At 59.3% G+C, this 26,225-nt stretch carries 30 protein-coding genes and 1 pseudogene; 16 read left to right on the top strand and 15 right to left on the bottom strand.

Going from position 1 to position 26,225, the window contains the following annotated elements; translation table 11 throughout:
• Window positions 1-5: 5 nt before the first annotated feature.
• Complete coding sequence (gene mcm, locus ACZ5PA_RS02580) at window positions 6-2,048, top strand: minichromosome maintenance protein MCM (protein ID WP_464930730.1); 2,043 nt, start codon at window positions 6-8, stop codon at window positions 2,046-2,048.
• Here mcm and ACZ5PA_RS02575 read toward each other — a convergent pair.
• Window positions 2,045-2,551: a replication initiation protein gene (locus ACZ5PA_RS02575; RefSeq protein ID WP_464930729.1), complete on the bottom strand. Its 507-nt coding sequence runs from the start codon at window positions 2,549-2,551 to the stop codon at window positions 2,045-2,047. The genes mcm and ACZ5PA_RS02575 overlap by 4 nt on opposite strands.
• Before the next feature lie 71 nt (window positions 2,552-2,622).
• On the opposite strand from ACZ5PA_RS02575, the gene ACZ5PA_RS02570 reads away from it, so the two are divergent.
• From ACZ5PA_RS02570 to ACZ5PA_RS02560, 3 genes are read left to right on the top strand one after another with little or no spacing between them, the layout of a single operon-like run.
• Window positions 2,623-3,054 (top strand): CBS domain-containing protein, encoded by a 432-nt coding sequence (locus tag ACZ5PA_RS02570; RefSeq protein WP_464930728.1) that lies wholly within the window; start codon window positions 2,623-2,625, stop codon window positions 3,052-3,054.
• Between the two features lie 39 nt (window positions 3,055-3,093).
• Entirely contained in the window at window positions 3,094-3,318 is a 225-nt protein-coding gene (locus tag ACZ5PA_RS02565) for a TFIIB-type zinc ribbon-containing protein (RefSeq protein WP_464930727.1), read from the top strand.
• Between the two features lie 19 nt (window positions 3,319-3,337).
• Window positions 3,338-5,458, top strand: coding sequence for a DEAD/DEAH box helicase (locus tag ACZ5PA_RS02560; RefSeq protein ID WP_464930726.1), 2,121 nt, complete (start codon window positions 3,338-3,340; stop codon window positions 5,456-5,458).
• Here ACZ5PA_RS02560 and ACZ5PA_RS02555 read toward each other — a convergent pair.
• Genes ACZ5PA_RS02555 through ACZ5PA_RS02535 form a run of 5 tightly spaced genes read right to left on the bottom strand, consistent with a single transcriptional unit; the run spans window position 5,453 to window position 7,944 of the window.
• Window positions 5,453-5,710 (bottom strand): winged helix-turn-helix domain-containing protein, encoded by a 258-nt coding sequence (locus ACZ5PA_RS02555; protein WP_464930725.1) that lies wholly within the window; start codon window positions 5,708-5,710, stop codon window positions 5,453-5,455. The two genes, ACZ5PA_RS02560 and ACZ5PA_RS02555, sit on opposite strands and share 6 nt — an antisense overlap.
• The gene (locus ACZ5PA_RS02550) at window positions 5,688-6,224 is read right to left on the bottom strand and encodes a hypothetical protein (RefSeq protein ID WP_464930724.1); all 537 of its coding nucleotides are present in this window, start codon (window positions 6,222-6,224) and stop codon (window positions 5,688-5,690) included. Before ACZ5PA_RS02550 ends, ACZ5PA_RS02555 begins: the two co-directional genes overlap by 23 nt.
• Before the next feature lie 15 nt (window positions 6,225-6,239).
• Window positions 6,240-6,800: a hypothetical protein gene (locus ACZ5PA_RS02545; protein ID WP_464930723.1), complete on the bottom strand. Its 561-nt coding sequence runs from the start codon at window positions 6,798-6,800 to the stop codon at window positions 6,240-6,242.
• 34 nt (window positions 6,801-6,834) lie between these two features.
• Entirely contained in the window at window positions 6,835-7,044 is a 210-nt protein-coding gene (locus ACZ5PA_RS02540) for a hypothetical protein (RefSeq protein WP_464930722.1), read from the bottom strand.
• Window positions 7,045-7,089: 45 nt separating this feature from the next.
• On the bottom strand, window positions 7,090-7,944 hold the full coding sequence (locus ACZ5PA_RS02535; RefSeq protein ID WP_464930721.1) for a prephenate dehydratase: 855 nt from the start codon (window positions 7,942-7,944) through the stop codon (window positions 7,090-7,092).
• Between the two features lie 114 nt (window positions 7,945-8,058).
• Between ACZ5PA_RS02535 and ACZ5PA_RS02530 the strand changes: the two genes are divergently transcribed.
• From ACZ5PA_RS02530 to ACZ5PA_RS02500, 7 genes are all read left to right on the top strand, one after another.
• Entirely contained in the window at window positions 8,059-8,595 is a 537-nt protein-coding gene (locus ACZ5PA_RS02530; RefSeq protein WP_464930720.1) for a hypothetical protein, read from the top strand.
• A gap of 31 nt (window positions 8,596-8,626) precedes the next feature.
• Window positions 8,627-8,785 carry a hypothetical protein gene (locus tag ACZ5PA_RS02525; RefSeq protein WP_464930719.1) on the top strand — a complete coding sequence of 53 codons (159 nt, stop codon included), beginning with the start codon at window positions 8,627-8,629 and terminating at the stop codon, window positions 8,783-8,785.
• 22 nt (window positions 8,786-8,807) lie between these two features.
• Window positions 8,808-11,132 (top strand): STT3 domain-containing protein, encoded by a 2,325-nt coding sequence (locus ACZ5PA_RS02520; RefSeq protein WP_464930718.1) that lies wholly within the window; start codon window positions 8,808-8,810, stop codon window positions 11,130-11,132.
• Window positions 11,133-11,161: 29 nt separating this feature from the next.
• Window positions 11,162-11,959 carry a translation initiation factor IF-2 subunit alpha gene (locus ACZ5PA_RS02515; RefSeq protein WP_464930717.1) on the top strand — a complete coding sequence of 266 codons (798 nt, stop codon included), beginning with the start codon at window positions 11,162-11,164 and terminating at the stop codon, window positions 11,957-11,959.
• Complete coding sequence (locus ACZ5PA_RS02510) at window positions 11,956-12,165, top strand: RNA-protein complex protein Nop10 (RefSeq protein WP_464930716.1); 210 nt, start codon at window positions 11,956-11,958, stop codon at window positions 12,163-12,165. Before ACZ5PA_RS02515 ends, ACZ5PA_RS02510 begins: the two co-directional genes overlap by 4 nt.
• A 70-nt stretch (window positions 12,166-12,235) precedes the next feature.
• Window positions 12,236-12,451, top strand: coding sequence for an ATP-binding cassette domain-containing protein (locus tag ACZ5PA_RS02505; RefSeq protein WP_464930715.1), 216 nt, complete (start codon window positions 12,236-12,238; stop codon window positions 12,449-12,451).
• A 72-nt stretch (window positions 12,452-12,523) separates the two neighbouring features.
• The gene (locus ACZ5PA_RS02500) at window positions 12,524-13,108 is read left to right on the top strand and encodes a GH116 family glycosyl hydrolase (RefSeq protein ID WP_464930714.1); all 585 of its coding nucleotides are present in this window, start codon (window positions 12,524-12,526) and stop codon (window positions 13,106-13,108) included.
• Between the two features lie 362 nt (window positions 13,109-13,470).
• Here the strand turns inward: ACZ5PA_RS02500 and nagA are convergent, their stop codons facing one another.
• The 3 genes from nagA to ACZ5PA_RS02485 all read right to left on the bottom strand — a co-directional run bounded on the left by nagA (window position 13,471) and on the right by ACZ5PA_RS02485 (window position 18,427).
• Entirely contained in the window at window positions 13,471-14,580 is a 1,110-nt protein-coding gene (nagA, locus tag ACZ5PA_RS02495; RefSeq protein WP_464930713.1) for an N-acetylglucosamine-6-phosphate deacetylase, read from the bottom strand.
• Window positions 14,581-14,665: 85 nt separating this feature from the next.
• Complete coding sequence (locus ACZ5PA_RS02490) at window positions 14,666-17,530, bottom strand: alpha-mannosidase (RefSeq protein WP_464930712.1); 2,865 nt, start codon at window positions 17,528-17,530, stop codon at window positions 14,666-14,668.
• A 42-nt stretch (window positions 17,531-17,572) separates the two neighbouring features.
• Window positions 17,573-18,427, bottom strand: a complete 855-nt coding sequence (locus ACZ5PA_RS02485; protein ID WP_464931266.1) for an NAD(P)-dependent oxidoreductase — start codon at window positions 18,425-18,427, stop codon at window positions 17,573-17,575.
• Between the two features lie 42 nt (window positions 18,428-18,469).
• Here ACZ5PA_RS02485 and ACZ5PA_RS02480 point away from each other — a divergent pair, with 42 nt between their 5' ends.
• The gene (locus ACZ5PA_RS02480) at window positions 18,470-19,180 is read left to right on the top strand and encodes an HAD family hydrolase (RefSeq protein WP_464930711.1); all 711 of its coding nucleotides are present in this window, start codon (window positions 18,470-18,472) and stop codon (window positions 19,178-19,180) included.
• On the opposite strand, the gene ACZ5PA_RS02475 is transcribed toward ACZ5PA_RS02480, so the two are convergent.
• The 6 genes and pseudogenes from ACZ5PA_RS02475 to ACZ5PA_RS02450 form a co-directional block, all read right to left on the bottom strand.
• Window positions 19,177-19,998: an SPL family radical SAM protein gene (locus ACZ5PA_RS02475; protein ID WP_464930710.1), complete on the bottom strand. Its 822-nt coding sequence runs from the start codon at window positions 19,996-19,998 to the stop codon at window positions 19,177-19,179. The two genes, ACZ5PA_RS02480 and ACZ5PA_RS02475, sit on opposite strands and share 4 nt — an antisense overlap.
• Window positions 19,995-21,143: an ATPase domain-containing protein gene (locus tag ACZ5PA_RS02470; RefSeq protein WP_464930709.1), complete on the bottom strand. Its 1,149-nt coding sequence runs from the start codon at window positions 21,141-21,143 to the stop codon at window positions 19,995-19,997. Before ACZ5PA_RS02470 ends, ACZ5PA_RS02475 begins: the two co-directional genes overlap by 4 nt.
• A 21-nt stretch (window positions 21,144-21,164) precedes the next feature.
• Window positions 21,165-22,373: an Nre family DNA repair protein gene (locus ACZ5PA_RS02465; RefSeq protein ID WP_464930708.1), complete on the bottom strand. Its 1,209-nt coding sequence runs from the start codon at window positions 22,371-22,373 to the stop codon at window positions 21,165-21,167.
• A 17-nt stretch (window positions 22,374-22,390) separates the two neighbouring features.
• A complete protein-coding gene (locus ACZ5PA_RS02460; RefSeq protein WP_464930707.1) occupies window positions 22,391-22,741 on the bottom strand; it encodes a nucleotidyltransferase domain-containing protein in 351 nt (116 codons plus the stop codon).
• Between the two features lie 197 nt (window positions 22,742-22,938).
• The gene (locus ACZ5PA_RS02455; protein WP_464930706.1) at window positions 22,939-24,144 is read right to left on the bottom strand and encodes an RAD55 family ATPase; all 1,206 of its coding nucleotides are present in this window, start codon (window positions 24,142-24,144) and stop codon (window positions 22,939-22,941) included.
• A 9-nt stretch (window positions 24,145-24,153) separates the two neighbouring features.
• A pseudogene (locus ACZ5PA_RS02450) lies at window positions 24,154-24,448 on the bottom strand (hypothetical protein); the annotation flags it as partial.
• 26 nt (window positions 24,449-24,474) lie between these two features.
• Between ACZ5PA_RS02450 and ACZ5PA_RS02445 the strand changes: the two are divergent.
• The 4 genes from ACZ5PA_RS02445 to ACZ5PA_RS02430 all read left to right on the top strand — a co-directional run bounded on the left by ACZ5PA_RS02445 (window position 24,475) and on the right by ACZ5PA_RS02430 (window position 26,141).
• Window positions 24,475-24,621, top strand: a complete 147-nt coding sequence (locus ACZ5PA_RS02445; RefSeq protein ID WP_464930705.1) for a hypothetical protein — start codon at window positions 24,475-24,477, stop codon at window positions 24,619-24,621.
• A gap of 19 nt (window positions 24,622-24,640) precedes the next feature.
• Window positions 24,641-24,787, top strand: coding sequence for a hypothetical protein (locus ACZ5PA_RS02440; RefSeq protein ID WP_464930704.1), 147 nt, complete (start codon window positions 24,641-24,643; stop codon window positions 24,785-24,787).
• A gap of 102 nt (window positions 24,788-24,889) precedes the next feature.
• Window positions 24,890-25,042: a hypothetical protein gene (locus ACZ5PA_RS02435; protein ID WP_464930703.1), complete on the top strand. Its 153-nt coding sequence runs from the start codon at window positions 24,890-24,892 to the stop codon at window positions 25,040-25,042.
• 106 nt (window positions 25,043-25,148) lie between these two features.
• Complete coding sequence (locus ACZ5PA_RS02430) at window positions 25,149-26,141, top strand: Fis family transcriptional regulator (protein ID WP_464930702.1); 993 nt, start codon at window positions 25,149-25,151, stop codon at window positions 26,139-26,141.
• Window positions 26,142-26,225: the final 84 nt, after the last annotated feature.

Below are 26,225 nucleotides of genomic sequence, written 5' to 3'. Positions count from 1 at the left end.
CTTACGTGGCCATCGAGCTAGCGCAGGATACTGTGAAGAACAAGGTGAGGGACTTGGTGCTCTCCAACGAGAAGATCTTGGACGAAGTGGTCAACATCATAGTACAACACAAGAGGAGCCTCGAGGTGGATTTCAGCGACGTGTTGGTCCACGACAAGGAGCTCGCCGACCTCCTAGTCGAGAGGCCCAAGCAAGTGTTGCCGCTTGCCGATGCGGTTATTGCCGAGATAGTGGAGGAGAAAGACCCCGAGACCGCCAAGCGCCTCAGGCGCTTCTATTTCCGCGTGAGGGGCTCCCCCTATGCCATCCCTCTGAGGAAGCTGAGGTCCGAATACGTGGGCAGGCTCATCAAGGTGGAGGGCATAGTCACGAGGCAGACTCCTCCCAAACACTTCCTCCACAAGGCGTTATACCGCTGTACTCAATGCGGCTACGAGCTGGAGCTAGCGCAAGAGCTGGAGCGACGCGTGGAGCCGCCGCCTAGGTGTCCGCGTTGTGGCGCCGCGAAGTCCTTCGTCTTGGTCACGGAGCTCTCCCAGTACATAGACTGGCAGAAGCTGGTAGTCCAAGAGAGGCCTGAGGAGTTGCCGCCCGGCCAACTCCCCCGCTCGGTGGAGGTGATACTCCTCGACGACTTGGTGGACTCCGTGAAGCCCGGCGATATAGTCTCGATAACGGGCGTGTTGGATCTGGCTCTGAGCGAGTTGAAAAAGGGCAAGCCGCCGGTCCTCAGCTCCTTCCTCTCTGCTGTCCACGTGGAGTCCACGAACAAGGAGCTGGTCGAGGACATCACTAAGGAGGACGAGAAGAGGATACTCGAGATCTCGAGAAGGCCGGACGTGCGCGAGCTCATCGTGAGGTCCATAGCGCCATCCATATACGGCCATGAGGAGATAAAAGAGGCCGTCGCGTGCCTCCTATTCGGCGGGAACGAGATAGTGTACCCAGACGGCGTGAGGGTGAGGGGGGATATCCACGTGTTGTTGATAGGCGATCCGGGCACCGCCAAGTCCCAACTACTCAAATTCGTCGCCAAGGTGGCCCCCAGGGCGGTCTACACCACCGGCAAGGGCTCCTCCGCGGCGGGCCTCACGGCGGCCGTGGTCAGGGACAAGCTAACCGGCGATTTCTACTTAGAGGCCGGAGCGCTGGTGTTGGCCGACAAGGGCGTGGCCGTGATAGACGAAATAGATAAAATGGACGTCAAGGACAGAGTCGCCATACACGAGGCCATGGAGCAACAGACCGTGTCTATAAGCAAGGCGGGCATAGTGGCCACGCTGAACGCAAGGGCGGCGGTCTTAGCCGCGGCCAATCCCGCCTTCGGCAGATATCTTCCCAACCGCACCGTCGCCGAGAACATAGACTTGCCCGTCTCGTTACTCAGCCGTTTCGACTTGATATTCGTGATAAGGGATGAGCCGCAAGAGGACTTCGACAAGGCCGTGGCCACTCACATATTGGACCTCCAGACTGGCGCGTTCCCCGAGTCCTTCAAGGACGTGATAAAGCCGGACCTCTTGAGGAAATACATAATCTACGCTAGGAGGCATGTGAGGCCCCAACTCGGCGAGGAGGCTAAGGAGAGGATTAGGCAGTTCTATCTAGAGATGAGGCGCCACTATCAAGGGCCAGGTAGCGCCATAGCCATAACCGCCAGGCAACTCGAGGCCTTGATCCGCCTCACCATAGCAGAGGCCAAGATGAGGCTATCGCCCATAGCTACCGCCGAGGACGCAGAGAGGGCCATAAGGCTGTACCTAGCCTTTTTGAAATCCGTGGGCATAGACATAGAGTCCGGCGCTATAGACATAGATGCTGTGGTGACGGGCGTGCCCGCCTCCAGGAGGGAGGCCTATATAAAAGTCGTGGAGCTCCTCAAGAAGCTCGAGGAGGCCGAGAAAGGGCCTGTCAAGATAGACTACTTGAAGGCGGAGGCGGAGAAGATGGGCGTGCCGCCGGCGGAGGTCCAGAGGATAATCGACCTATTGATAAGAAACGGGGAGGCCTACACGCCGAGGCCCGGCTACATAAAACACATATCTTAAGGGGCGAGTATCTCGTTCAGAAGCGCCTTTATCTCGCTCTGGAGCGCTTGGGCTATGGCTCTCTCCTCCGGCGTCAGCCTACCCAAGAAGTCCTCGTCGTCTATCAGCTCGGGCGAGGCGGCCAAGGCGCGCGCGATCTTCTCGATCCTCTTAATCAAGAAATCCCTCGCGTTGTGTATAAGGGCGCCCAACGTCTTGGAATCGCCATCTCTCTTAAGTTGGGCCACCGTGACTCTGAGCCTCGCGTAGAAATCCTCGGGGAGCTTCGCCGGCAATTGCTCTCGCTCCTCGATGAACTTGAGGCTGGCCACGTCCTGCGGCTTGAGGAGCGACTGCTCGTCCAACGCGGCCGCGCCCATCTCCACCAGCCTCAACGCGGTGTAGACCGGCAACGCGGCGGTCGACCCAGCCTTGTAGGGGCCCAGGCCGAGGAACTGCGGCAAGTCCTTGGTTATAGTCACCCTTATTTGGCGCGACTCCGCCACTCCGGCCACCGCGGGCATGCGCCCATCATGTAGCTCGGTTTTAACGTTAATTTCAAAAAAGTTTATATTGTGCCTCCAAAGGCGTCTACATGAACGCCGAGACTCTGGCCAGGAAACCGCCGATTACGGTGAACACGAAGACGACGCTGAAGGAAGTGGCCAAGACTTTAGCCGAGAAGAAGATAGGCATAGTGGTGGTCGTAGACGAGAGGAGCCCCGACGTGCCCCTCGGCGTTATATCCGAGAGGGATATAGTTAGAGCAATCGCCACGGGCGTAGACCTCAACATCCCGGCGGAGAAGTACATGACCACGCCGGTGATAACCGTCGAGGCCTCGGAGCCCTTGTGGAAAGTGGCAGAGGTCATGAGGACCCACAACATAAGACACGTGGTAGTGACCAAGAACGGGAAGCTCTACGGGGTAATATCTATAAGGGACCTCATAGGCGAAGAGGGCGTCCTCAGAGGCTTAATGGAATACGGGGAGAAGATAGAAGAGAGGGGCCCCGCCGCCGATTAAGTTAACTCAAGCCCTTTTTAGGCGGGATGCGTTGGGTCTTTGTGGTTCGAAACCACCTATAGATGTCCGCGTTGCAGCACTAGGCTGATATATAGCGAGGACGAGGCCTCCGTGGCACTCCGTTGTCGGTATTGTGGGTTGCGCGTCTGGGCCGAGATCTCGACCGCCCGGAGGCTCGTCGAGGATCGCGCCTTCAATTGGCGAGCCCTCATGGACGCGTTGTTCTTGGCGTACGCCTCCAGGCTCGCCATGGTCGAAAATTAATTAGTAGCCCGGGTCCCCAGTGGACGTCTCGTCGCTGCCCATACCTCCTGAGCTTAAAGAAGCCTTGAGGAGACGCGGCGTCGAGAAGCTCTACCCGCCGCAAGAGGCCGCCGTGAGGGCCGGCATACTGGACGGCGAAAACGTGCTCATGACCACGGCGACTGCCTCTGGCAAGACCCTCCTCGCCGAGGTGGCCGCAGTGAAGACGGCCTTGGAGGGCAAAATGGCGGTCTTCACAGTACCGCTCAAGGCGCTCGCCTACGAGAAACAGCTCCACTTCTCGTACTACAGCGATCTAGTCGACGTGGCGGTGTCGACCGGCGAGTACGACTCAGACGACGCGTGGCTCCATAAATACGACGTGGTGATAACCACTTACGAGAAGCTGGACAGCCTCCTCAGACATAGGCCGAGTTGGCTCAACAGAGTGGGACTCATAGTCCTGGACGAGGTGCACTACGTGGGGGACCCCAAGAGGGGGCCTGTGCTCGAGTCCATCGTCGCCAAGGCTAAGTACTTGGGCCTCAAGGCGCAGACCATAGCCTTGAGCGCCACGATCGGCAACCCTGAGGCGTTGGCCAAATGGCTGGGCGCGAGGCTGGTCAAGTCGGACTGGCGCCCTGTGCCGTTGGTCGAGGGGGTCTACCACGACGGCGAGATAACATACGCCGACGGCTCCCGTAAGTCCGTGAAGCATAAAGCCGATCCCGAAGTGGCGTTGGCCCTCGACACGTTGGAGGGCGGAGGACAAGCGCTGGTCTTCGTGAACAGCAGATCGGCGACTGTGTCGACCGCCAAGAAGATAGCCGAGGCTGTGGCGGCAGGCGGGCGGAGGCTGATAGACGCGTCGGCGGCCTCGGAGCTAGCCAGGAGGATAGAGGAGGAGGCGGCCAGCAAGACTATAGGCAGAGAGCTCGCCGAGGTCGTGGCCAGAGGCGTCGCGTTCCACAACGCGGGGCTGGAGCTAGAGCTCAGGAGGATCGTCGAGGAGGGCTTCAGGAAAGGCGTCATAAAGGCCGTGGTCTCCACGACCACGCTCGCGGCCGGCGTCAATCTGCCGGCTCGTAGGGTAGTCATAGCCGATGTGCGCAGATACGACTCGCTTTTCGGAGTCGAGGAGATACCCGTGATGGAGTACAGACAAATGGCCGGCAGAGCCGGAAGGCCCGGCCTCGACCCATACGGCGAGGCGATAGCCGTGGCCTCCAGCAAGAGGGAGGCCGAGTACATAATGGAGAGGTACATAAAAGGGTCTGTGGAGCCCGTAAAGTCCCAGCTCTTCTCCGAGGCGAACTTACGCTCCCATTTATTAGGCGTAGTGGGGAGCGGCTACGCCAACACCGACGACGAGATAGTGGACTACTTGTCCACGACCTTGGCCTACGTGCAACTGGGCCCCGCGGCTATGTCCATAGCGAGGGGCAAAGCCGAGAGGGCCTTGGACCAGCTCGTGGCTTGGGGCTTCTTGGAAAAATACGACAACGTCTACTACGCGACCGAGCTGGGGAGGCTCGTGTCCAAGCTATACGTCGATCCGGAGACCGCCGCGACCTATATAGATCTAATAAAGTCCATGAGGAAGGAGTCGCCGCTGGCTTATATCTACGTCATCGCGTCGTCGCCGGAGGTGCCCAAGATCTGGAGGGGCCGCCTCGACAAGAAGACAGTAGCGGCGATACTCGAGGCCTTTCCCCATTTACCCCTCGACGAGGACGAGCCCAGACAGACTATGAAGACGGCGCAGATGTTGTGGGAGTGGGCCAATGAGGCGCCCGAGGACGTGTTGTACGACAAGTACGGAGTGGGGCCGGGGGATCTCAGAGTGTACGCGGACCTCTTCGAGTGGCTGGGCACCGCGGCCGCGAGGTTGGCAGCCGCCGTGGGGCTGCCCGATAGGGCCCAGAACGCCCTCAAGGCCGCGTACAGGGTAGTGTACGGGGTGAAGGAGGAGCTCCTGGAGCTCGTGATGAACCTCAAGGGGGTGGGGCGCGTGAGGGCCAGGGTGTTGTACCAAGCAGGTTTTAGGACTTTGGCCGACGTGGCCAAGGCGAGGCCTTCGGATATAGCCAAGCTCCAAGGCTTCGGCGAGAGGCTCGCGGCGAGCATCGTGGAACAAGCGAGGGCGGCCTTGAGGTCATAGGCCGAAGGCCTCCAAGAAGCTCCTCCAACGCTTGTACTCCTCGAGGAACCGCAACCCCTCCTTAGTTATGCAGACCTCCCCGAGCTCCCTCTTCACGAGCCCCCGCTTCTCCATATCGTCTAGTAGTTTGGCCAACCTATCGTAGGCCAAGTTGGCCTCAGTGGCGAGCCTCGTGGGGTTCAAGCACTTGAGCTCAAGCGCCGAGAGCACGTCGGCCAAGATCTCTATCCTACTTCTTCTCGGCCTCGGCATAGGTCACGCCGACGGCCAAGAACAAGGCCGCCAGAGCCCTCAGCGAGATGGCGATCCAGTACATGTGGACCAAGACCAAGCTTCCGGCCAGTAGGAAATAGGCCGTGGACACGAGAGGACTCCCCTTTCTGTATATCAACACGGCGCCTATGTAGGCCGCCAACGCCGCGTCGACGGTTATGAGCACGTCGAGCCCATAAGCGCCTCCTGGCCCCCTAGGCGTTGCGATGAACGCGGCGAAGGCCGCCGTGGGCGTGACCGAGATGGCGACGAGCAGAAGCCCGACGCCCATTATCTGGTACGAGAAGAGGAACAAGGACGCGAAGAATTTGAGAAAGCCCGGGGGCGTGGCCGCGCCCGCGAGGCCCTCTATTAGCAGAGAGGCCGCGAAGAGGATTTGGCCCGCCGCGAAGAGGCCTAGCCTGGCCTCCTTGAAGGCCTTATAGGCTTGGACCCCTCTGGCGATTATGTAGATCGATACGGCGATTAGTATTAAGTTGGGGATTAGGAACACGGTAGAGGAAAAAATTTAGGTTATTTGGGCTGTGGCGTTGCCGTAATATATCGTAGTCTGGGCGACGCCTAGCGGCTGGACCACTGCTCTATACACGCCGTTGTAGTAGACCACGGCGATTAGGGCGTTCCCTGTGTAGAGCCTCAAGGCGAAGAACCCGTTCCCGACTACGCCGTAGGCGCTCACGACGTTATAGGATTGGTCGCCCGCCTTCACCGTGCCGCTCCCCGCAACTATCTGCGCGACGCCGCTGGGGCCTCTCGTGATGCCCGTGAGCTGTAGCTGTAAGGATACTTGGCTAGAGCTCATCGAGATGGTTAAGCTCTTAGCGGTGGGGGGATACGCGGTCGCGTTCCAGGGAACCCCCCAAACTCCGCGGGGGTGCGCAACCCGCCACGCCTTCGCGCCGCCCCACGCCGGGCACGGCGTTTGGGACGTCGCGTTGCTCCAATAGGGCGTTCGGCCAGTCCACTGCGTCGTGGCGGAGGCGCTAGACGTGTTCTGAGCCAGCGCGATATACGCAGCCACGACAGCCGCTATTGCCGCTATTCCGGCCGCTATCCAAGCCCTCTTCATGCTCTCCGCGAACGGGCGAATAAAAAAGCTGAACTCACTTGTTGTGAGCGAAGTACTTCAAAAGTTCTTCTAGCTCCTTGGCCAACAACTCCTTGTCCCGGGCGTCCAGCTTGTCTGCGTTCTCCTTCAAGAACTGGGCCAGCCACTTCATCTCCCACACGGCCTCCTCGACGTAGAGCCGTTCGCTGGGCCGACACCAGGGACCCATCCAACCGCCCCAAGCGCGCCATTTCCTCCACCACATGTATCGAAATAGATATCGGATATATTTAAATTTTTCGATATCGAATTAAAGCCTCACTACGTCATAGGCGCCCACGACCTTTAACATAGTGGTCCTCGACCTCAAGGCCTCGACGAGCTTGTCCAGACTATCGCCGGCTTCTAGCTCGGCCAAGAAGAAGTAATCCCACGGCGAGAGGCGAGTGGGCCTAGAATATATCAAGGTCATGTTTATGCCCAGCTCGGCTATGGGGGCGAGGGCCTTATGGAGCGATCCCGGGGTGTTGGGGACCGCAAATATGAGAGCCGCGTAGCGCCCCTTGCTAGGCCCCCTCCGCGACACCACCGCGAATCTGGTGTAACTCTCGGCGTCCTCCACGCCGCATATGGCGTCCAAGCCTTGTAGAGCTCGAGGAGACGCTATGACCCCGCAGTCTTGGCAGCTCTCGAAGGCCTTGACCGCCTCGGCGGTGCTGTTGGTGTAGACAACTTGCGCCCCCAACGAGGACAAGAACCGCCTCGCTTGGGCTATGGCGTGCGGGTGCGAGTAGACCACTCTCGGGGCGCCCTTCTTGGCAAAACAGAGGACTATTCTCATTTCCAACACGGCCGTTATGTAGGCGGCGCGGGTGGCCAAGGAGTCCACGGTCTCCCCCACGGGGCCTTCCAACGAGTTCATGAAGGGCACCACGCCGAGGTCGACGGCGCCGTCCTCGACCATCTGGAAGACCTCAGATATAGTCCTCGCCGCCACGAGCCTCGCGCCAGGCATATACGCCGATGCCGCCTCCCACGTGAAGGACTTCTCGGGGCCTAGATACGCGACGAGGGGGTTCCACCTCCTCGATATGAGGGAGGCCAAGAACGCGCCGATCTCGCCGCCCAGAGAGGGCGGTTGAGGACAAGCCGCTCTCTTCTCCAAGAGCTCTGCGATCTCCCGCTCTATCTCATGAACCCCGCGCAGTCCATAGCCCTCGGTTGGGGCTTGCTTATATAGCTTACTGAAGAGCTTTTATAGGACAAGTCCTATACGGCGTTGGAGCTGGGCTTCGTCGGGCGTCGGCGTTGTTTCGAGGAGGTGAGGAGATACGTCTTCTCCTTAGCGTACGGCCCCAGCGCTATCACCTTGGCCGACGCCGCGTTGGGGGCGAAGGGAATCCCCATAGATTGCGGGGATCTACCGCTGGAGCTCTTCGCCAAGCTCAGCTCGGCGCTCCCGGGCGCCAACATAGGCGTGGATCTGGGCGCGGCCAAAAACGGCGTTGTGATGGTCTGGCGCGACCGCCCATTGCTACACGCAGTGGTCTCCGCGGACGCGTTGAGGAGGATATTGGCGTCGACGAGCGGGATCTCGGAAGTGGCCGTCGGCTCGTCGCCCTACGTCGATCCCTCGCCCGTCTTCGAGGAGTTGTCGAGGCGTTGCGTTAAGGTAAAGCTTGTGGACGAGAGGAGGGCCTCGTTGGGCAGATTCTGGCTCAGGCGGAAGTACCCAGAGCTCTCCGAGGACGAGGTGGACGCCTTGAGCTTCGTGCTCTCGCCAGGTATAGCACTGGACATATGTCGCCAACCTTAATAACCGGGACGCCTTATAGGGTGTGTATATTGTGAAATGCCTAAGCTGCGGCTTCGAGCTCTACAAAGGCCCCGAGCCCAAGACCGTCGAGGCCGTCGCCAAGATGTGGGGCGGCGTCTGCCCCAAATGCCTATCGCCTCTGGAGCGCAGGCCTGTTAAAATCGCCTTTAAATTGCTCGCAAAACGATAAATAGGCCTAAGTCCCGCCCCTCATGGCCGAGGAGAGGGGCCGTCTGTGGACAGGCGTATTGGTCAGCGGGCTCGTCGCTGCGTTCTCCATGGCGCTTTACTTCCGCATGTACAGAGTCTTCTACTGGGGCTGGTGGATCGACGAGTTTGACCCCTACGTTAGGTATTACCTAGCCCTCTACACGCTCCAGCACGGCGTATCTTGGTGGTTCAAGGGGGCCTACTTCCCCGACTTCTGGTACCCATGGGGGGTGGACTGGGCCAAGGTCTTGATCCCGGGAGTGTCCCTCTACGGCCTCTCCGTCTATTTCTTGTTCAAGCCCTTCGGCTTTGACCTCTGGCACGCAGTGGTGGTGGCGCCTGCGTTGTACAACTCGCTCGCCGTCTTTACTATGTACTATTTCGTATCACGTTTCTCGGACAAGAAGGCCGCCCTCTTGGCGGCCCTCCTCGCCGCCGTGGCACCCACCTATTTGCAGAGAGGCTTCGGCGGCTGGTTCGACGACGAGGCCCTCACCTTGTTCCTCGCACCGCTGGGGCTGGGCCTCTTAGTGGAGGCGCTCAAGAAGAGGCCGATCCTCTACGGCGTTTTGGGCACCGCCACTATAGGGTTCGTGGCGTGGACGTGGGGCGCCCAGTTCTACATATGGAATCTCGTGGGCCTTTCCGCCATGGTGTTAATCGCCTACGCCGTGTTGAGGCACGCCCAGGGCAGATCGCCGGGCTTCTCCACGAGGAATTTGGCCATCTCCTACGCCATCTTCTACTTCCTATTCGCGGCGTTCGAGTCGGCCGTCTTGAGGTACGGTCCCCACATGCTAGCCTCAATCTACAACTTCATACCCACGTTGGCCTTGGCCTTGGTGTTGGGCTACTACGCGCTGGAGGCGAAGGTGGGCCTCGCGAGGTCTTACAGATTCCTCAAGAGATTCGCTTGGGTCATCGCAGCCGTCGTGGTCCTCGTGACGGCCTCGATACCGATCTTGGCCTACTTCCACATAATATCCGGCAAGTTCCTCGCGACTATATTGCCGTTCGGCAGATCGGCGATAGTGCAGAGCGTCGCCGAGCACAGCTATTCCACGTTCCAGCTCGAGCTGGGCTCCTACGGGCCGGTCATACCGTTCATCATAGCGTCCGTCCCGTTCTTGACAGAGCCATACGCGTTGCCCTTGTTGGCCTACCTGGTCACGGGCAGCTACACGGCCGCGACCCAAGTGCGTCTGCTCATACTCGTGGCCCCGGCAGCCGTGGCCGCGACGGCCGTGGGCATAGCCCAGCTCCTCAAGGTCAAGCGTTTCGGATGGGCCGTTGCGCTGATGGCGGTAGCGGCAACGGCGATGTTCGTCGCGCTGGGTTGGGGCACCGCGACGGCGCCGCAACAGATAGTGGTCTCGGCTACCGCCGGCCCCTCGGTCCCCAGCTCCGATTGGCTCGACGCGTTGATGTGGATGGCGACTAGGCTACCGCCGAACGCGTCGGTCGCCGAGTGGTGGGACTACGGATATTGGGTGACCATATTAGGCGATCGCCCGAGCCTCGCCGACAACTCCACGATAAACTCGACGCAGATAGGCACTATAGGGCTGGCCTTCATGTCGCCCGCGCAACTCGGCGTTAAGATCTTCTCGGAGGACCTCAAGACCAACTACATCGTCGCGTTCATGCCGTGGAGCGCGCTTTGCGCCAACCCGAGCTATAGCCAATACGGCCTCTGGAGCAACAACTTTATCGCAATCGGCAACAACACGGGCTGGTTCGCCCTCCCGTTCTGCACGCTGGTGCCCGAGGTGCCCGCGGGCGGCGATTTCTTGAAGAGCTACTGGATGGCCCAGATCGCCTATCAAGTATACGGCAACGACGTCGCCAAGTTCGGCCTACCGGCGGATTACGCCCAGCACTTGGCCAACCCCTTCGGGTACTTCTTCACGGGGGCCTCGCAGAGCGGCCCCTATTTTGCCGTGGGCGCCCAGTTCTTGATAGTCCCGTTGAACCTCACGACGTTGTTATACGCTATGTTGTTCAATCTACAAAGAGTGTACTGGATGTGGACGACCTACAGCCCCTACGGCTATCCCACTTGGATCTTCGCGGGGGTCCCCGCCGTGAACATAATCACGGGCAACGAGACCTTCTTGCCTTGGGACGTGTACTACAACTACGCCAAGATAGCGCCGCAGTACCAAGTCATAACGGGCTCGCTCTGCACGACGTCCTCTGCCGGCTTCTGTTACCCCATCGCCGGCCTAAACGCCAAGGGCTTCTCGGCCGTCTCCCTCCCGCCCAATTTAAGGCTGGTCTACGTCTCTAGGCAATACGGCTGGGTCGTGATATACCAGATAACTTAAAGTTTATAACCAAGCGAGGCGGAGCCGGCATGAGGTTGGCCCGGAGGGATCTCCCCGAAGTTGGCGAGCTCGTCATAGGCACCGTCAAGAAGATAGCGGAGCACGGCGCTTACATATATCTAGACGAATACGAGGTGGAGGCCTTTGCTCCCACGCAGGAGATAGTCCAGTCCTGGTTCCACGGCATAAAGGAGTACATCAAGGAGGGCCAAAAGGCCGTCTTCAAGGTGACGTCGGTCAACCCTAAGATGAAGGTGGTGGAGGTCTCCCTCAGGCGGGTCAGAGAGCAAGAGAAGGAGAAGAAGCTCCTCCAATGGCGGAGGGAGATGAGGGCGTACAAGCTCCTAGAGCTCGTCGTGTCCAAGGCAGGCTTGCCCCAACAAGAGGCGCTCAAGATGTTGTGGGCGCTCGAGGACGCCTTCGGCGACCCCCTCAAGGCCTTCGAGGAGGTCGTGAAGACGGGGCCCGAGGTCCTCAAGCCCCTTAAACTGCCGCCGCGCGTCGAGGAGGCGTTGGTGGAAGTGGCGAGACAACACGTGGAGCTCCCCGACGTGAAGATATCCGGCATAATAAAGGCTGTGAGCATAGAGGGTGACGGCGTGGAGAAAGTGCGCGAGGTCCTAAAAGCCGTGGAGGACGTCGTGAAGAGGAGGCACCCCAACGTGGCCGTAAAGCTCTACGTAGTGGGCCCACCGAGATATAGGATAGACCTAGTCGGCAAATTCCCCAAACAGCTCGAGGCCGCGTTCAACGAGGCCGCCCAGGCGCTTCAAGAAGCCGCTAAGAAGTACAAGGTCGTGGCGTCGATACAGCGCATAGAGCAATGAGGTCGCTACTGCGGCGTTGTGCGCGATGCGGCGCCTACACGCTCAAGAAGGACGTCTGCCCCAAATGCGGCGGCCCCCTCGAGGTCCCCCACCCGCCCAAGTACAGCCCCGAGGATAAATACCAACTATACAGAATCAAGATGAAGGTGATGGCGGGAAAGCTACTGGTCCGCGAGGACACTAAAAAAGCGATACTAGCAAGTTGATCGTATACAAATTTATTCTTCTCCATATCTTCTCCTTCGAAGATATTAAATATAGTTTTACTAAAGGCATATGGCCCTTTTGGAGATCAGAGATCTCAGGGTCGTGTACAAGCTGCCCGATCTAGGGCTCGAAATAGCGGCGTTGTGGGGCGTCGACTTGGACATCGAGAGGGGCGAGGTGCTCGGCTTGGTGGGGGAGAGCGGATCGGGCAAGAGCACGTTGGCGCATGCCATCATGAGATTGCTCAAGCCCTTGCCTATTTGGAGTCGGGCCGTATATACCTAGACGGCGTTGATATACTCTCGTTGAAGGACTCCGTCTTCGACAAGGAGTACTAACTCGTACGACGCCGCGTTCATGTATGGCAGATCGTCCTATATCGCTTCCCTATTCCTTTGCGCGTTAACCGCCTTTATCAAATCACTGGAGGCGCTCGGGTTGCCCGTCGATGAGAAATATAGGAGATGCCTCGAGAAGGGCAAGAGGTCTTTCGAGGAGTTATGGAACGGGCGCTACTTCGTCGCGTGGAAGCGCGGAGATACGACGAAGGACACTTGCATGAGCTCCCAACTCCTCGGGCAGTTCTGGTGCGATATGTTAGACTTGCCCCCGATCGTCGACGAGCAGAAGATAAGGACGGCGCTCACGAGCATATACGAGCTGGGCTATAGGGCTTCCAAGTACTGCATACCCAACCCGATCACGCCAGACGGCAAACCCGACGAGGAGACCCCCCAGCTACGCTCTTGTTGGACCAAGATCAACTTCGCCGTGGCGGCCCACATGATCTTAAGAGACCTCGAGAAGGAGGGCCTCGCGGTGGCCGAAAGGGAGTGGAGGACCATAAGCGATTTCAACCCGTGGAACATAAATTCCCGGGTGGACCCCGTAACAGGCGATGGGCTATTCCTGCAATACTACATAAGTAGCCCTACGGTTTAGCTCGTCTATCTGGCTAAGAGGAAAAAACAAGGCCTCTGGCCGCCTAAGAGAGCCTAGATGGCCTTCGCCTTAGACGCGCCCCCAGGAAAGCAGCAAGCTCCATAGAGTCCTCGCCGCTTTTTCCCTACACTTCGCCCTCTCCCGGGCGTCCGGTATCCCCTCACAGATGTCCTCGAACATCATGTGAGCGCTTTGAGATATGGTTATAAAAACCTTTTGCTTAAGCCAGAACCTATTGAATATAGATACAAGTATTCATATTTTTGATTATAGAGACTATTCATTTTGTATATAGGAAATTAGATATAGACATATATATTAACTTTTTTAATCTACACAAGTCTGCTTTAACTTCATTATACTCATGTTATACTCCAGAGGAGCTCGCCGTCCACGAGAACGGCCACCGGCTTAAACGATTTATCCATAACCACCACGTCGGCGCGGCACCCGGGCCTTAAACACCCCATGTCGAGCGCGCCCAAGGACTCGGCGGGCGTGCGCGAGGCGACCGCCAAGGCCAGCTCGGGCCTTACGCCCTCGTTTATTAAGTTTCTCACTATCTGGTCCAAGGTGGCGGCCCCGCCGGCTATAGTGCCGTCGGGGAGGACCGCCTTGCCTCGCGACACGTAGACCTCTTGGTCTCCAAGCTTGTAGACGCCGTCGCCGAGGCCTGCGGCAGCGGTCGAGTCCGTCACGGCCACGGCCCTCCTCGGGCCGGCCAACGACAAGACGAGCCTAACGGCCTCGGGCGATAGGTGCACCATATCGGCTATGAACTCGACGTACACGTGTTGCGATTCCAGGAGCGCTAACGCCGCGCCCGGCTCTCTGTGGTGGAACCCCCTCATGGCGTTGAATATATGGGCGGCCCGCGAGGCGCCCAGGGCTATGGCCCGCTTGGCGGTAGCGTAATCGGCGTCTGTGTGGCCCACGCTTGGTATCGCCCCGGCCAAGGAAAGGCGTCGTATTAGGTCCGCGCCGCCCTCGACTTCCGGGGCCAACGTCATCACCTTCAAGGCCCCGGAGTTTAAGTAGGCCTCCACTTCGTCGAGATCGGGCCTTCTTATATGGGCGGGGTTCTGAGCTCCCCTCCTCGCCGGATTTATATAGGGCCCCTCCATGTGGAGGCCCAAGACCTTAGCGCCTCCGCCTGCGTAGTTCCTCACGGCGTCCAGGGCCCTCTCCAGGACAGCCCTCGGCGCCGAGACCGTCGTGGGCAAAAACGCCGTTACGCCGTGTTTCAAATAGGCGAAAGCTAACTCCCTCAGCCTATGCGGCGAGCTGGTGAAGTCCACGCCGCAACAGCCGTGGGTGTGCGTGTCGATAAGCCCGGGGGCCGCGACATAGTCTCTGAAATCCACGTCATAAGGGCCCGAGGTTATGTCGTCCACGCGGCCTCCCTCTATCGCCAACACCGCATCGTGGATCGCCTCGTACGGAGTATAAACCACGTCGAGCTTAATCCTCATGATGCGCCGCTGCGAGGGAGCTCCCGCTCACCGCGGCCGCTCCGGGCCTCTCGCGGGGCGAGGGCCGTCATGTAACCCCCCACTCCTATATATCTATTTTCAGCGTTATGATCTCGTAGTTGCGGTAGGAGAAGACCACGCCGCGCTCCTCCACTCGCATATCTCGCGGGACCTCGCCGAGCTCTAGTATATCCGTCGAGGAGACGCGTTTGGGGCGCTTCGGGAGTCTGAACACGCCGATACCCCTCTTGTTGTGCGCCTCGTATATCCTCACCACGATCCCGTCGCCGTCCTCGGCTCTCTTGATGGACTCCAACAACAGATTATCGCCCAACAATTCGCCGAAGGAGGAGGATCCGCCCTTGCCTTTGATCACCAAGGGCCTCATTATGGCCGAGTAGGCCTCCCGCGGCACTGAGGCCGCGCGCCAATCGCCTCTGTGCGGGTAGACCACTATTAAGGCCTCGTTATCCTCGGCGTCTGTGGAGGGGTCGGGGAATATGGGCGACATGGCCAACGAGATCCCGGCCCTTGAACCCCTAATAGAGACCCCGTGTTTTGAGTCCGAGAACACGGCGACGCCGTAGTCCCCTTCCGATATGTCGAACCAGTGGAGGAACGGGACCTCGAACTTGGCCCGATCCCAGCTGGTGTTGGCCGTCGTCGACCTCTCGACGTTGCCGAACGGGATCTCGAAAACCGCCTTGTCGGCATTTACGTCGAAGTCGAACCAGAGCTTCAACAACCTCTCCCTATCCCTAAGCGCCGTCCTCACGACTATCTCCACTCTCTTGATCCCGGCGTATAGCCTCACCTCCTCCTCGACTCTGGAGTTCAAGAACTCGAATATCAACCTCAACGACGCCCGGAGGGGCCCGCCCTCGGCCAACTCGATAGATCTCAGAGATGCCCGAACGCCGGATTTCTCGAAGAAGGGCTCTACGTCCCAAGCGTCCCAGACCGGGATGTTCTCGTGCGCGATGAGCACGTTGCTCTCGCCCCTCAACACCTCCCGCCCGGCCTCCTTGTCGTAGATGGACTTGAACGCGCCCGAGTTCTTGTCGACTACTACCCTCAAGGCCTTGTTCTCGAGGACGTAGCGGTCCCCCTCGTCGCGGGCTATCGCCTTGTCGTCCACGGAAACGTTGCCCACTTCGGCGAATCCTAACGGGGGCAACTCGACGGGGGCCACGCGGCCTTCGACCTCCACGTACTCCAGCCGCCCCCACGGAAGCAAGTTGAAAGCCAAGAGCCTATCGCCCTCGCCGGCCAAGGCCGCGGCTGCCCTCTCGGCTTGGGCCTTGGCCTCCCTTATCACGGCCTCGAGCTCGCCGTACACGGTCCTGTACACCGCGTTGATGGCGCTTCCGGGCAACACGTCATGGAATTGGCTCTTCAAGACGATCTTCCACAACCGCTTGAAGTCGAAGTCTAGGCCGGCTACGGCGCTCCAGAGCTCGGCCTCCCGTAGCCACCTCTCGGCCTCTGCGTGTAGTCTCTTCATCTTCCCGTGCGACGTGTAGACGCCTCTGTGAACCTCTACGTACAACTCCCCTCTCCAGCGGGCCTTGGGCTTAGGCTCGTAGGGGCCGACGATCTGCACTGAGGGGAGTAAGGGCATCTCGTCGATGGCCTCGGCCCGATAGAGCATCTCCTCGGTGGGCCCTCCCCCTCCATCGCCCCAGCCGAAGGAGTAGAGCACGGGGCCCTCGCCGTTCCAAGCCCTCGTTTGCTCGAGCACCGACTTGGCCGTGAAGTCGGCGTTGTAGCCGCCCGCGCCGAAGCCGAAGGCCACGGCCGGCACGGCCGTCCCGTCGAGGGCTTCCCACAAGAACTCGTTGTAGGGGAACTTGTTGGCGTCGTTCCAAGCCACTTTGTGCGTAGCGAAGATCTTGAACCCGGAGAGCTTCGCTATCTGGGGCAGTTGTGCCGAGAAGCCGAACGAGTCGGGGAGCCAGAGGATGTCCGCAGTGCGGCCGAACTTCTCTAAGAAATACCTTTGCGAGTACAACATCTGGCGCACGAGGGATTCGCCAGAGACGAGGTTCGTGTCGGGCTCCACGTAGCCGCCGGCCAGAATCCAAGCGCCCTCCTCGACGGCCGCCTTGATGCGCTCCAGCAACCCGGCCTCCTCGGCCCATTCGTAGTATAAGGCGCTGCTCTGTACGAAGCGGAACCTCCTTCTGGACATGAGGGTCAACACGGTCGAGAACGTCCTCTCCACCTTGCGCTTCGTCTCGTCGAAGTTCCAGAGCCATGCCGCGTCGATATGGGCGTGGCCGAAAGACGCCAGGACTCCGCTTTTCCCGTACCTCCTCCTCAACTCGGCGAGGCCCTCCCTGAGCGCCCTCAAGGCTTGTCCGAAATCCGGCGCCGCCTCCCTTAGCCCGACCGCCTCCGCGTCGAGGCCCTCCGGCACGTAGTCGAGGAGGTGGGAATACCTCTTGTCAAACATCAAAGCTATTTCTATTTGGGCTAACGAGACGCCCTTGAAGAGGCCTCTCAACGATTCGTCGAGCACCTCGAGCAAGTCATCCGCCGGCTTGCCCGGGCCCAACGCCTCGGCCAATTCCAGAGCGGTCTTGGCGTACGTCCACAACTTGAACCCGTCTTCGTCCCTCTCTGCGTATATCGGGATTCCGGTATCGGCGCCAACCCATTGCCCGAAGTCGGCCAACGGGCTCAGCCGCAGCTCCACCTTGTGCCTCCCTGGCGGCAACGGCACGTAGAAATGCGCGGAGTCGAGGCCGAAATAGGGCCTCCCGTCCAGCAAGACTAACGCCGACCCCTTCATGCCCTTGAAGAACAAACACGAGCTCTCCCGCGCCTCCACGTCCAAAGAGCCGTCGGGATTCCACCGAAGCCTTTTGATGTTCCTAAAAGACGCCGCCAAGACGAAGAACGCGCGCCTCCTCAAGACCTCGAGCCTCGCCTCCCAGCTCTGCGCCATGCCGTTATGTAGAGGGCCTTTTTAAAAAGAGGCGTGTATACGCTACCTCTTGAAGAGCTCCAACACAGCCGAGAAGTCCTGCTCGGAAAGGCCCATGGCCTCGGCGAATCTGTAGAGCTGAAGCGACAGAGCCGAGAGCGGGACGGCGGCCTTGAGCCTCTTGGCCTCTTGTTGCACCAGCTCTAGGTCCTTCCTCATGTGCTTCATGGCGAACTGCATCGAGTAGTCGCCCGAGGCCATCTTAGGCGCCTTCAACTCGCTCGTGGGCGATCTGGCCGAGCTGTACTTGGTCAAGAGCTCTGCCAAGAACTTGGTGTCCAGCCCTGCCCTAAGGCCGAAGTTGAACGCCTCGGCCATCGCGGCCACGTATGCTCCCAACAATAAGTTGTTGACCAGCTTGGCGTATAGGCCGTAGCCGTTGGGCCCCACGTAGACCACCGCGTTGGCGGTGTGCCTCAGGACCGACTCCACCACGTCGTACTTCTCTCTGGGCCCTCCCACGAGGACTGTTATCTGCCTCCTCTCGACCGCGACGGAAGTCCCTATTATGGGCGCGTCGAACATGACGCCTCCCGCCTCGGCCACCTCGGAGGCGAGGCGTTGGGACGTGGAGGGGGATATGGTCGACATATCGACCACTATTTTGCCGGCCACCGCCGACAACAAAGACGAGATCGCATGCGAGACGGCCTCGTCGTCGGACAACACGGTCAACACCACGTCGACGCCCTTGGCCAAATCCGCCGGGCTCTCGGCCGCCTCGACTCCGTATTTCCGCGAGAACTCCAACGCCTTCTCCCTAGTCCTGTTGTACACGAAGGCCAAGAGGCCGTCGGCGGCTAGGTTGGCCGCTATGCGCCAGCCCATCACCCCGAGCCCTATTAGGCCGACCTTCACGCCCATGGCGAGTCCTTTTATTTTCCATGCTATATTTTTATCGTGATAAGGGCGGTCTTCTTCGACTTCGACGGCACGTTGGTCGACGACTCGGAGGCCAAGAGGAGGGCCCATTTCGCCGTCGCCAAGTTCATGACGAATCGATACGGAGTAAGGCTCTACAAAGTGGCCGACTTAGTGGCGCAAGTGGACGAGGAGATGGACGAGAGACACGAGTACTCCCGGGAGGCCAGGTGGAGGGAGCTCTTCAAACGGCTTGGCTTGTTGTACGACGATGAGATAGGATCTACGCTGACCGATATATATTTTTCAGAATACTCCAGCGCGATGAGGCCCTACAAGGACGCCTTGGTCTTGCTCCACTTCCTCAAGGGCAGGGTGAAGCTGGGGCTAATAACCGATACCGACGGCGTGCCGGGCATGAAGAGGGATAGGCTGAGGAGGAGCGGGATACCGCTGGAGCTCTTCGACGTAATTGTCGTGGCGGGCGAGGACACGGGCTCCACCAAGCCCAGCGCGACGCCTTTCAGCTTCGCCATGGCCAAGGCCGGAGTGGGCCCCTGGCAAGCGGTCTACATCGGGGACAAGGCCTACGCCGACGTGCCCGGGGCCAGGGAGGCGGGGATGTACACGGTCTTGGTCTACAGGGGCAAGAGGAGCGAGCCCAGATCGCCGGAACAGAGGCCTGACCTAATGCTCGGCAATTTGGCCCAGCTCCAGTTCGCGTTGAGGTGGCCGGAGAGAAGGTATTAGAAGAACTCCCTCAAATCCCTCGACCTCCTTGCCGATCTCCACTCCTCCTCAGCCGTCTTGCACAAGACCCCGAGCTCTGCGCATCTGGCCTTGATCTCGGCGACTTTGGCCCTCCACCACGACTCGTCGCGCCTCGGCTTGATCCCGACCGCGAGGAGCATGGAGTCGGCGCCCGGCCGTCCTCGATATTTATCCACGATCACCTCGCTCTTGGCCCTCCTCGCGACCTCCAAGATCGGCGCGTAGTCCTCAACGCAGTCGTTGACCCCCGGTATTATGGGGCCTAGGAATATCCACGTCTTGACGCCCAGCTCGGACAACGCGGACAAGGCATAGGCCCTCGCCCTGGGCGGAGGGGCGTTGGGCTCCAATAACTTGGCCGTCTCTGCCTTGAACGTGGTAATAGTAAAGCCCACGTCCACCTTGTCCCTATGCGTGAAGAATAGGTCCATGTCCTTGAGGACGTACGTGGACTTCGTCTGCACCGATGCCTTGAAGCCCGAGGCGAGCAGTATCTCGAGGGACCTCCTCGTGAGTCTGTACTTGGCCTCAACGGGCTGATACGGATCCGTTATAGTGGACACGCCGACGATTCCCGGTTTGAACGTCTTGACCTCCCGCGATAGGACCTCCGGCAAGTTCACCTTGACGTAGACCACTTCGCCCCACGCATCCCCAGGCTCGCCCCTCGTGAAATCCCTCGCGTAGCAGTAGCGACAGCCGTGCCGACATCCCAGATAGGGGTTCAAGGCGTAGTCGTACTCGGGCAGGCCCGACTTGACGAGCCCTCTCGACGTCTTGATTTCAACTACCTTCACAACTCCACCTTGCATCTCTCCGCAGCGCCCTCGAGGCTCGAGGACTTGACGAGGCGCGCGTACATATCGCCGCCCTCCTCGGCGAACATCACGACGTTGTCGGAGAGGGCGAAGAGCCCTCGCTCCTCCATTACGGCGGCCACGAACGCTATGCCTGCCTCCTTTAGGAGAGACGAATTGCGGTAGTAGGCCTCGAGGGCCAAGTCGCGGCCCAACAAGGCGAACTCGACATCTAGCCAATCTGCAACCACGACGTCCGGCTGGACCTCCTCGACAGCCTTGTAGAGGTCGTAGACCAACCGCCAAAACGCCTCGGGCTTCGCGTCGATCCGCCTCGCCGCTACCTCGCCGCCCAGCCTTTCCACATAGGCCTGGAACTTTAGGGGATCTATCGCGCTTGCTAGGAAGAGCGCCTTGGCCCCGTTTTGGGACAAGTTGGCGGTCAGCTTGGCCAAGAACCTCAAGAAGAGGTTTGTGGCCGGCGCCACTAAGAGGGTGTTGGTCGGCTCTAGGCCTCCCAACAGCCGATCTAGGCAAGTGTCGGTGCGTAGGACTCTCGCGGCGCCCCGCCTAGGCGGTTTGAGCTCGTCGAGGAACACTATGCCGACGCTCTCCACGATCTCGAAGGGCTTCACGAAGCCCGCGGCCCTGCCCCGCATCTTCTCGAAATCGGCGTACCTCGCGGCTATCCCCCTCTCGGAGATCTTCCTGACCAAGTGTATCACATTATCTGTTATATAGCTCAGCGGAACCGCGCCCTCCTCCTCCGCTATGAGCACTACGTCCACGCCGGAAGATCTCAGAGCTTTGTACAACACGTTGGTGGCGTGCGACCTCAAGTCGAGCCCTTGTAGTTGGCTCATGGAGTCCACGACCAACATAGAGGGCCCCTCGTCGGCGGCCAAGGCCACTATGTAGTTGAAGACGTCTTGGGGGTTGGCCAACACGGCGTTCCATATATGCGCTTGTCCTAAGTCGTACCCGAGCGCCTTCGCGTTCTTAAGCAAGGTCTCCTCGTCCTCGTAGAAGGAGACCCAGAGGACCTTATCGCCGCGTCTCAACCTCTCCGAGGCCAAGTGCATCGCCAAGGTGGTCTTCCCCGTGCCAGGCTTGCCGTATATGAGAGTGACGCCGCGTATTTCCACGTACCCCATCGCGTCCAAGTTTTAAAGACTGGTCTTGAGCGCCTTCACCACGTGCGATTTGGAGTACCAAACGTCCAAGGGGAGCCTTAGATGGGACGCCATATAGGACAAAGCCTCGCCGAGCTCGTCGAACTTCTCGGGCTTGCCCTTGAAGAGCGCCCTCACGTTCTCCCTGACGTACCAAACTCCCACGGGCAAGTCGAAGCCCGGGTAGATCTCGCGCCACAACACCACGGCCGCTTGTCTGCCCATGGAGTCCAACGCCTCGGCCGCGGCCAGCCTGGCCGCGTAGTAGCAACCGCCGATTGGGGGATACGTCGACCTCCCGCGAGGGCCTTCCCAGTCCACCTCGACCTCGGGCGCGGGGCCGAACGGGTTCCAAGTCGTCGAGGGCCACCATGCCTCCCCCCACTCGTACATGAACCCCCTAGGCGCCAAGAGCCCCACGAAGGTGTTCCCCTTAGTCTTCCTCGCGTAGACCAAATAACGGTCCAACACCGGCATCCTCTTGACTCTCTCGAGTAGCCTATCTGATATCTGTTTATCGACCGCCGTTATGCTCCAACGCGTCGGGACGAGCCGCCTCTTGACGCCCAACGCGCCGACGCTCAAAAACCTCGATATCCTGTGCACGTCTATGCCCGACTTGTAGAGATCCCATATGGCCTCCCGGGCCGAATGATCGGCGTCGGAGTAAGCCCTCTCCACGGCCCTTTCAGGCGGGGGCAACGAGCCCAGGCGGAGGGACCTAAGCGGCGAGGCCGGGCCGAAGGGAGGGGAGTGCTCGTCGAGGGACGGCTCGGGCCTAAGGGGCTTTTTGAGCTCCAGCTCCACCTCGGCGGGTCGAGGCGAGAGCGCCAGCGCTTGCACGTCCTCGAGAAGCCGGGGCGGATCCCTGGCCGAGTCCACGTCCACCTCGAAGGATCCCCTGGCCAAGATCAAGCGGTAGGACAAGAACTCCTCGAGGTCCATCTGGAGCCAAGTCTTGGGGTCCTCGAGCCTCGACGTGTCCCCCTCCAGAGGCGGGGCAGACGGGTAGACTCTGATCTTGGGCCACCCGATGCGCCCCACGAAGATGCTGGGGGGCGACGAGCCGAACACAGAGGTCCTCCCCGCTAACGCCTCGGCGTACTTCTTGACCTTGGTCTTGACCAATACGGGACAATAGGCGAGGCCGCAGAGCATCTTGGCGCCTCTGCAGCGGATGCAGAGCGCGGGATTTATCCTCACGACAAGGCGCGCGTCACCTATATAAATATGCGACCGTCCAAGCCGCCGGAAGCCCCCTTTCTGCGGTTAGACCGCCGGGCCGAGCTCCGGCAAGCGGGGCGGAGCCCTCTCAGCGCGGCGGAAACGGCTAGGGCCATATCCTTTTCCAATACCTCTTGGCGTCCTTCAACACGACAGATGTGGACGCCTCGGCCTCCTCGGGCGTATAGGGCATGCGTCGATAGACGCGGCGAGTCTAGGGAGGCCCCCACCTTGGCGAGTAGCTCCAGCCTCTTGAGCCGAGGCACTCCGCGGAAATCCGGCGAGATTATCACGAGGTCCACGTCGCTATCGACGAGCCAATCGCCCCTTGCCCACGAGCCGATCATAACCCCGAGGTCCCCGGTACGCGGCGTTGCTGGCCGAAAAATCTGGGCCCCACTACCACTCGCCTCTTGTATATTTTTGTTGACACGATCTTTTAGAGGAGATTAGAAAAGGATTTGGGTGGAGATAATTTTTACCACTATTCCCTTATCTATCATAGATTTCCTCTTGTCGCTGATGCCCAAGTCGTGGAGTTGTCTTATTGTTTCTTCCATATTACCCTCCTGTTTGCCGCGTCTATTTGGTAGGTGAATTCAAGGGGTGTGCTGAGCTCGGGGGCGTAGACTTTGACTGAGCCGTGTTTAAAGTATAATAAGTAGTCGATTATAGATCCTATTTTCCGTGCCGCATCCCTCCAAATGTGGTATGAATTGAAGATTTGTATTGTCACAGTTGGCCGCTGTAGTTGGAATTGGTAGACTCTGGCGGCTTCTACTAGGAGCTCTGCTCCCGCGGTTGTTGCCACAAGTTCGTACTGGTCTGCGATGTGTACGTCGTAGTTGCCGTTGTTTACTATCTGCGCCGCTTTGTAACACCATTCTAGGCTTTTGTGGTCCGAGACGGGGTGGTAGTACCAAGTTATGTCATCTCTTTGCCACCTCACGCCGAGGGCCTCGGCAAATTTTACAAAGGTGGGATACGGCTTGTGGTGGTGGTAGAGGACTTTGGCCCCTCCTCTTGCAAGTTCGACTGCAGTGAGCACTAGCATTTTGCTGGCTAAGCCGTCTATGGGCCCAACCACCGCCACGAGGGATCCTCTCAAAATGCCGCCTCCCAGCGCCTCGTCTATTTCACGGAAGCCGGTAGTTAGCCTCTCGTCTAGTAGCCTTCTGGCCTCTCTCTGGGGGGTAAACACTAGCGGCCCCACTTCTGTTATGATATAAGTGGGTGAGTGGTCTTCCACGGCCCTCCCCCTGGCTTTTGTAATTTTTACATAGCGGTGGGAAGCCCCGCCTTCTAGTATGCTGTGGTGTACTTCTATTATGTTATCTGCGACGTAATCTACCGGCGACACGTCGAGCCCCTCTTTTATTAATACTACGGGCACATCTCTTGAAACGCCCTTGTAAAACAAGGCGTGTGCCAGCTCTCTCTCGCCTTCTCTTGCCAGTGCGGACACGCCGTCTACTACTACCGCCTCTGGCTTAACCTCTAAAATCTTGTCTACTATAAACTGGGTTAGGGCCTCGACTTCTTTTACCGAGGCTAGGTCGTATATATAGCTAGGCGGCGTGACGCCCACAGTGCTGAGAAAACGCCGAAGTCTTTCCTCAGTCTCGTAGAAAGTAAACCAAGTGACGCGTCTGTACTGCGACACCGCCTTTGCCACTAGTATAGTCTTCCCCGCGCCGGGGAGGCCCCTTACTAAAGTCAAGCCATATGTGAAGAGCTCCCAGAAAGACATAACCACGGTTTATTTCTTAACTATATATAAATTGCGATGCGATTTTCTCGACTTGTCATACTGTGGTTGTAGGAGCGTGGGCAAAAATAGGCTCAGCACGCCGTTTTATCCATATGAGGAATGCCAAGGCCGCGGCGCCGAGCCAGCCGACGCCTTGTATTTTGCGGAGTGCGTAGAGCCGTACAATCAGCGCCAACAATCCGCTTATGAAGGGTATAAACGCGGCGTGGAAAAACCAATATATCAAGGCGCCGATTAGCGTTGCGAGGGCGGCCCCTGCGAAGCTCTCTCTCTGCCGTTTGCCAAGTAGGAGAAAGTGAGGGGAGGAGGGTGGTTATAGATCTCGACGCCGTGATTATATCCACCGACTTAGCCGCCGAGAGGCTATATCGCGATGCAGCCGCGGCGGGGATTAAGCTCGAGCGGCGGAGAGTAAAATCTGTGAGCGACGGCGTAGTGGAGGCGGAGGGGGCTTGAGAATAGAGGCAGAGGGGTGGTGGCCGCGGGGTGGTGGGCAAGGCAACTTGACATCCCCATAGCCCCTATGAAGGGGTACGGCTTTAGGGTAAGGCCGAGGAAGACGGTGGAGAAAACTGTGGCCGACTTCGTAGGCGGGGTCTTCATAATGCCTTATAGCAAGTGAATCAAGGTTACGTTGGTCCTAACCGCGCGTAGCAGGCTGGGGGATTCGAAGCCTAGACATGACAGTGGGGGTTATAGGCCGTGTGGCCCAGACGGTCTTCCAGTGGTAGAGAAGCTAGGCACGAGGCTAGCGGTGACCGCGGGCGGTTGTAGGCTGGGGTGGACGCTGGGCCCGGGCATTGCCAAAACTGCGGCAGACCTCCCACTGGGAAGGCCGGGGATTCCTCCGCCGACCTCAGCTGGGTTTAGGCTCTAAAGTTTTTAAGTTCCAATGAGGGGGCAAGACGACGCCCTCTTCCCGCACAATAGATGGCGCAATAAAGTGATGCACAATAGTTTTTAAAACGGACTTCGCCCCGGCCGTGAGGCTGTTGGACGCCCTCTACGCGAAGCTCGCCGGGAGGCCGCTAGCGCTTTGCGATGCCAACGACGTGGACGGCATAGCCTCAGCCGCCTTGTTTTTGAGGAGGTACCCGAAAGGCGTCGTGGTCTTGGCGTATCCGACGGACGTGCAGAGGAGGAGGTGGATCAGATGGCTCCGTTGGGACTTCGTGGCCGACCTCCCTTGTCCCGGCAAGGCCGAGCTCAGAGCCGATCACCACAAGACCAACAAGCCCTGCGCCGCCAAGGAGTTCTACGACCCAGAGGCCCCCGCGTCCGCCGTGTTGGCCCTCAAGGCCTTGGGCTTCTCCGGCGATCCCATAGCGGAGGAGATCGCCGAGGCGGCGAGGCAGACGGACACAGCCGACATAAAGGACGCCGCCGTGAGGGATTTGGACATCGCCGTGAGGTACGCCGCATATGGCGAAAAGTTGATGGTCGCAAAGGCGTTGGCCCGCGTCGGGCTCAAGGCGTTGCAAGAGCCGGCGATAGCGCAATTGGTGGAGCGCGGCAACAAGCTAGCCGCCTTGGTCGAGAAAATAGCGAGCGCCGTGCCGCCCGAGAGGGTCCTCGCGATTTACAGCCCCGTCAAGCTCCCGATATCCTATAGGTCCTTGGCCATCGCGCTCCAGAAAAAAGGCGCCGAGTACGTCAATATATTCGTGAAGCTGGACAGGAGGTCCTATAGGCTCTACTGCGGCGCAGATAGGAACAGCAAATACGACTGCACCGAGATAGCCGTCGCGTTGGGCGGCGGCGGCCACAAATACGCGGCCGGCGCCGTCGTCAAGGCCCCGCTCCTCGATCCGGAACAGCCGTTGAGGAAGTTCTTGGAGCTGACGGCCCCCGAGAAGCTCTACGTCTTGGGCCAATGCCCCAAAGTTAATATCACGTGTATAGAAGTGCGTTATGATGAGAAGGGGGTTCAGACGAGCGGTGAAGCGACTTCAGCGGAGCTGAAATCCCAGTTGTAGCCGTCTGGACCGAGGCCGCGATAGCCTCTCCGGCCTCGTCTAAGTCTCAAGACGTCGAGGAGGAGCTTGTACAGAGGGCGGAAA

Source organism: Thermoproteus thermophilus (assembly GCF_055392855.1).
Note: the sequence above shows the minus strand (reverse complement) of the source record. Positions and strands in the feature narration are given on the sequence as shown.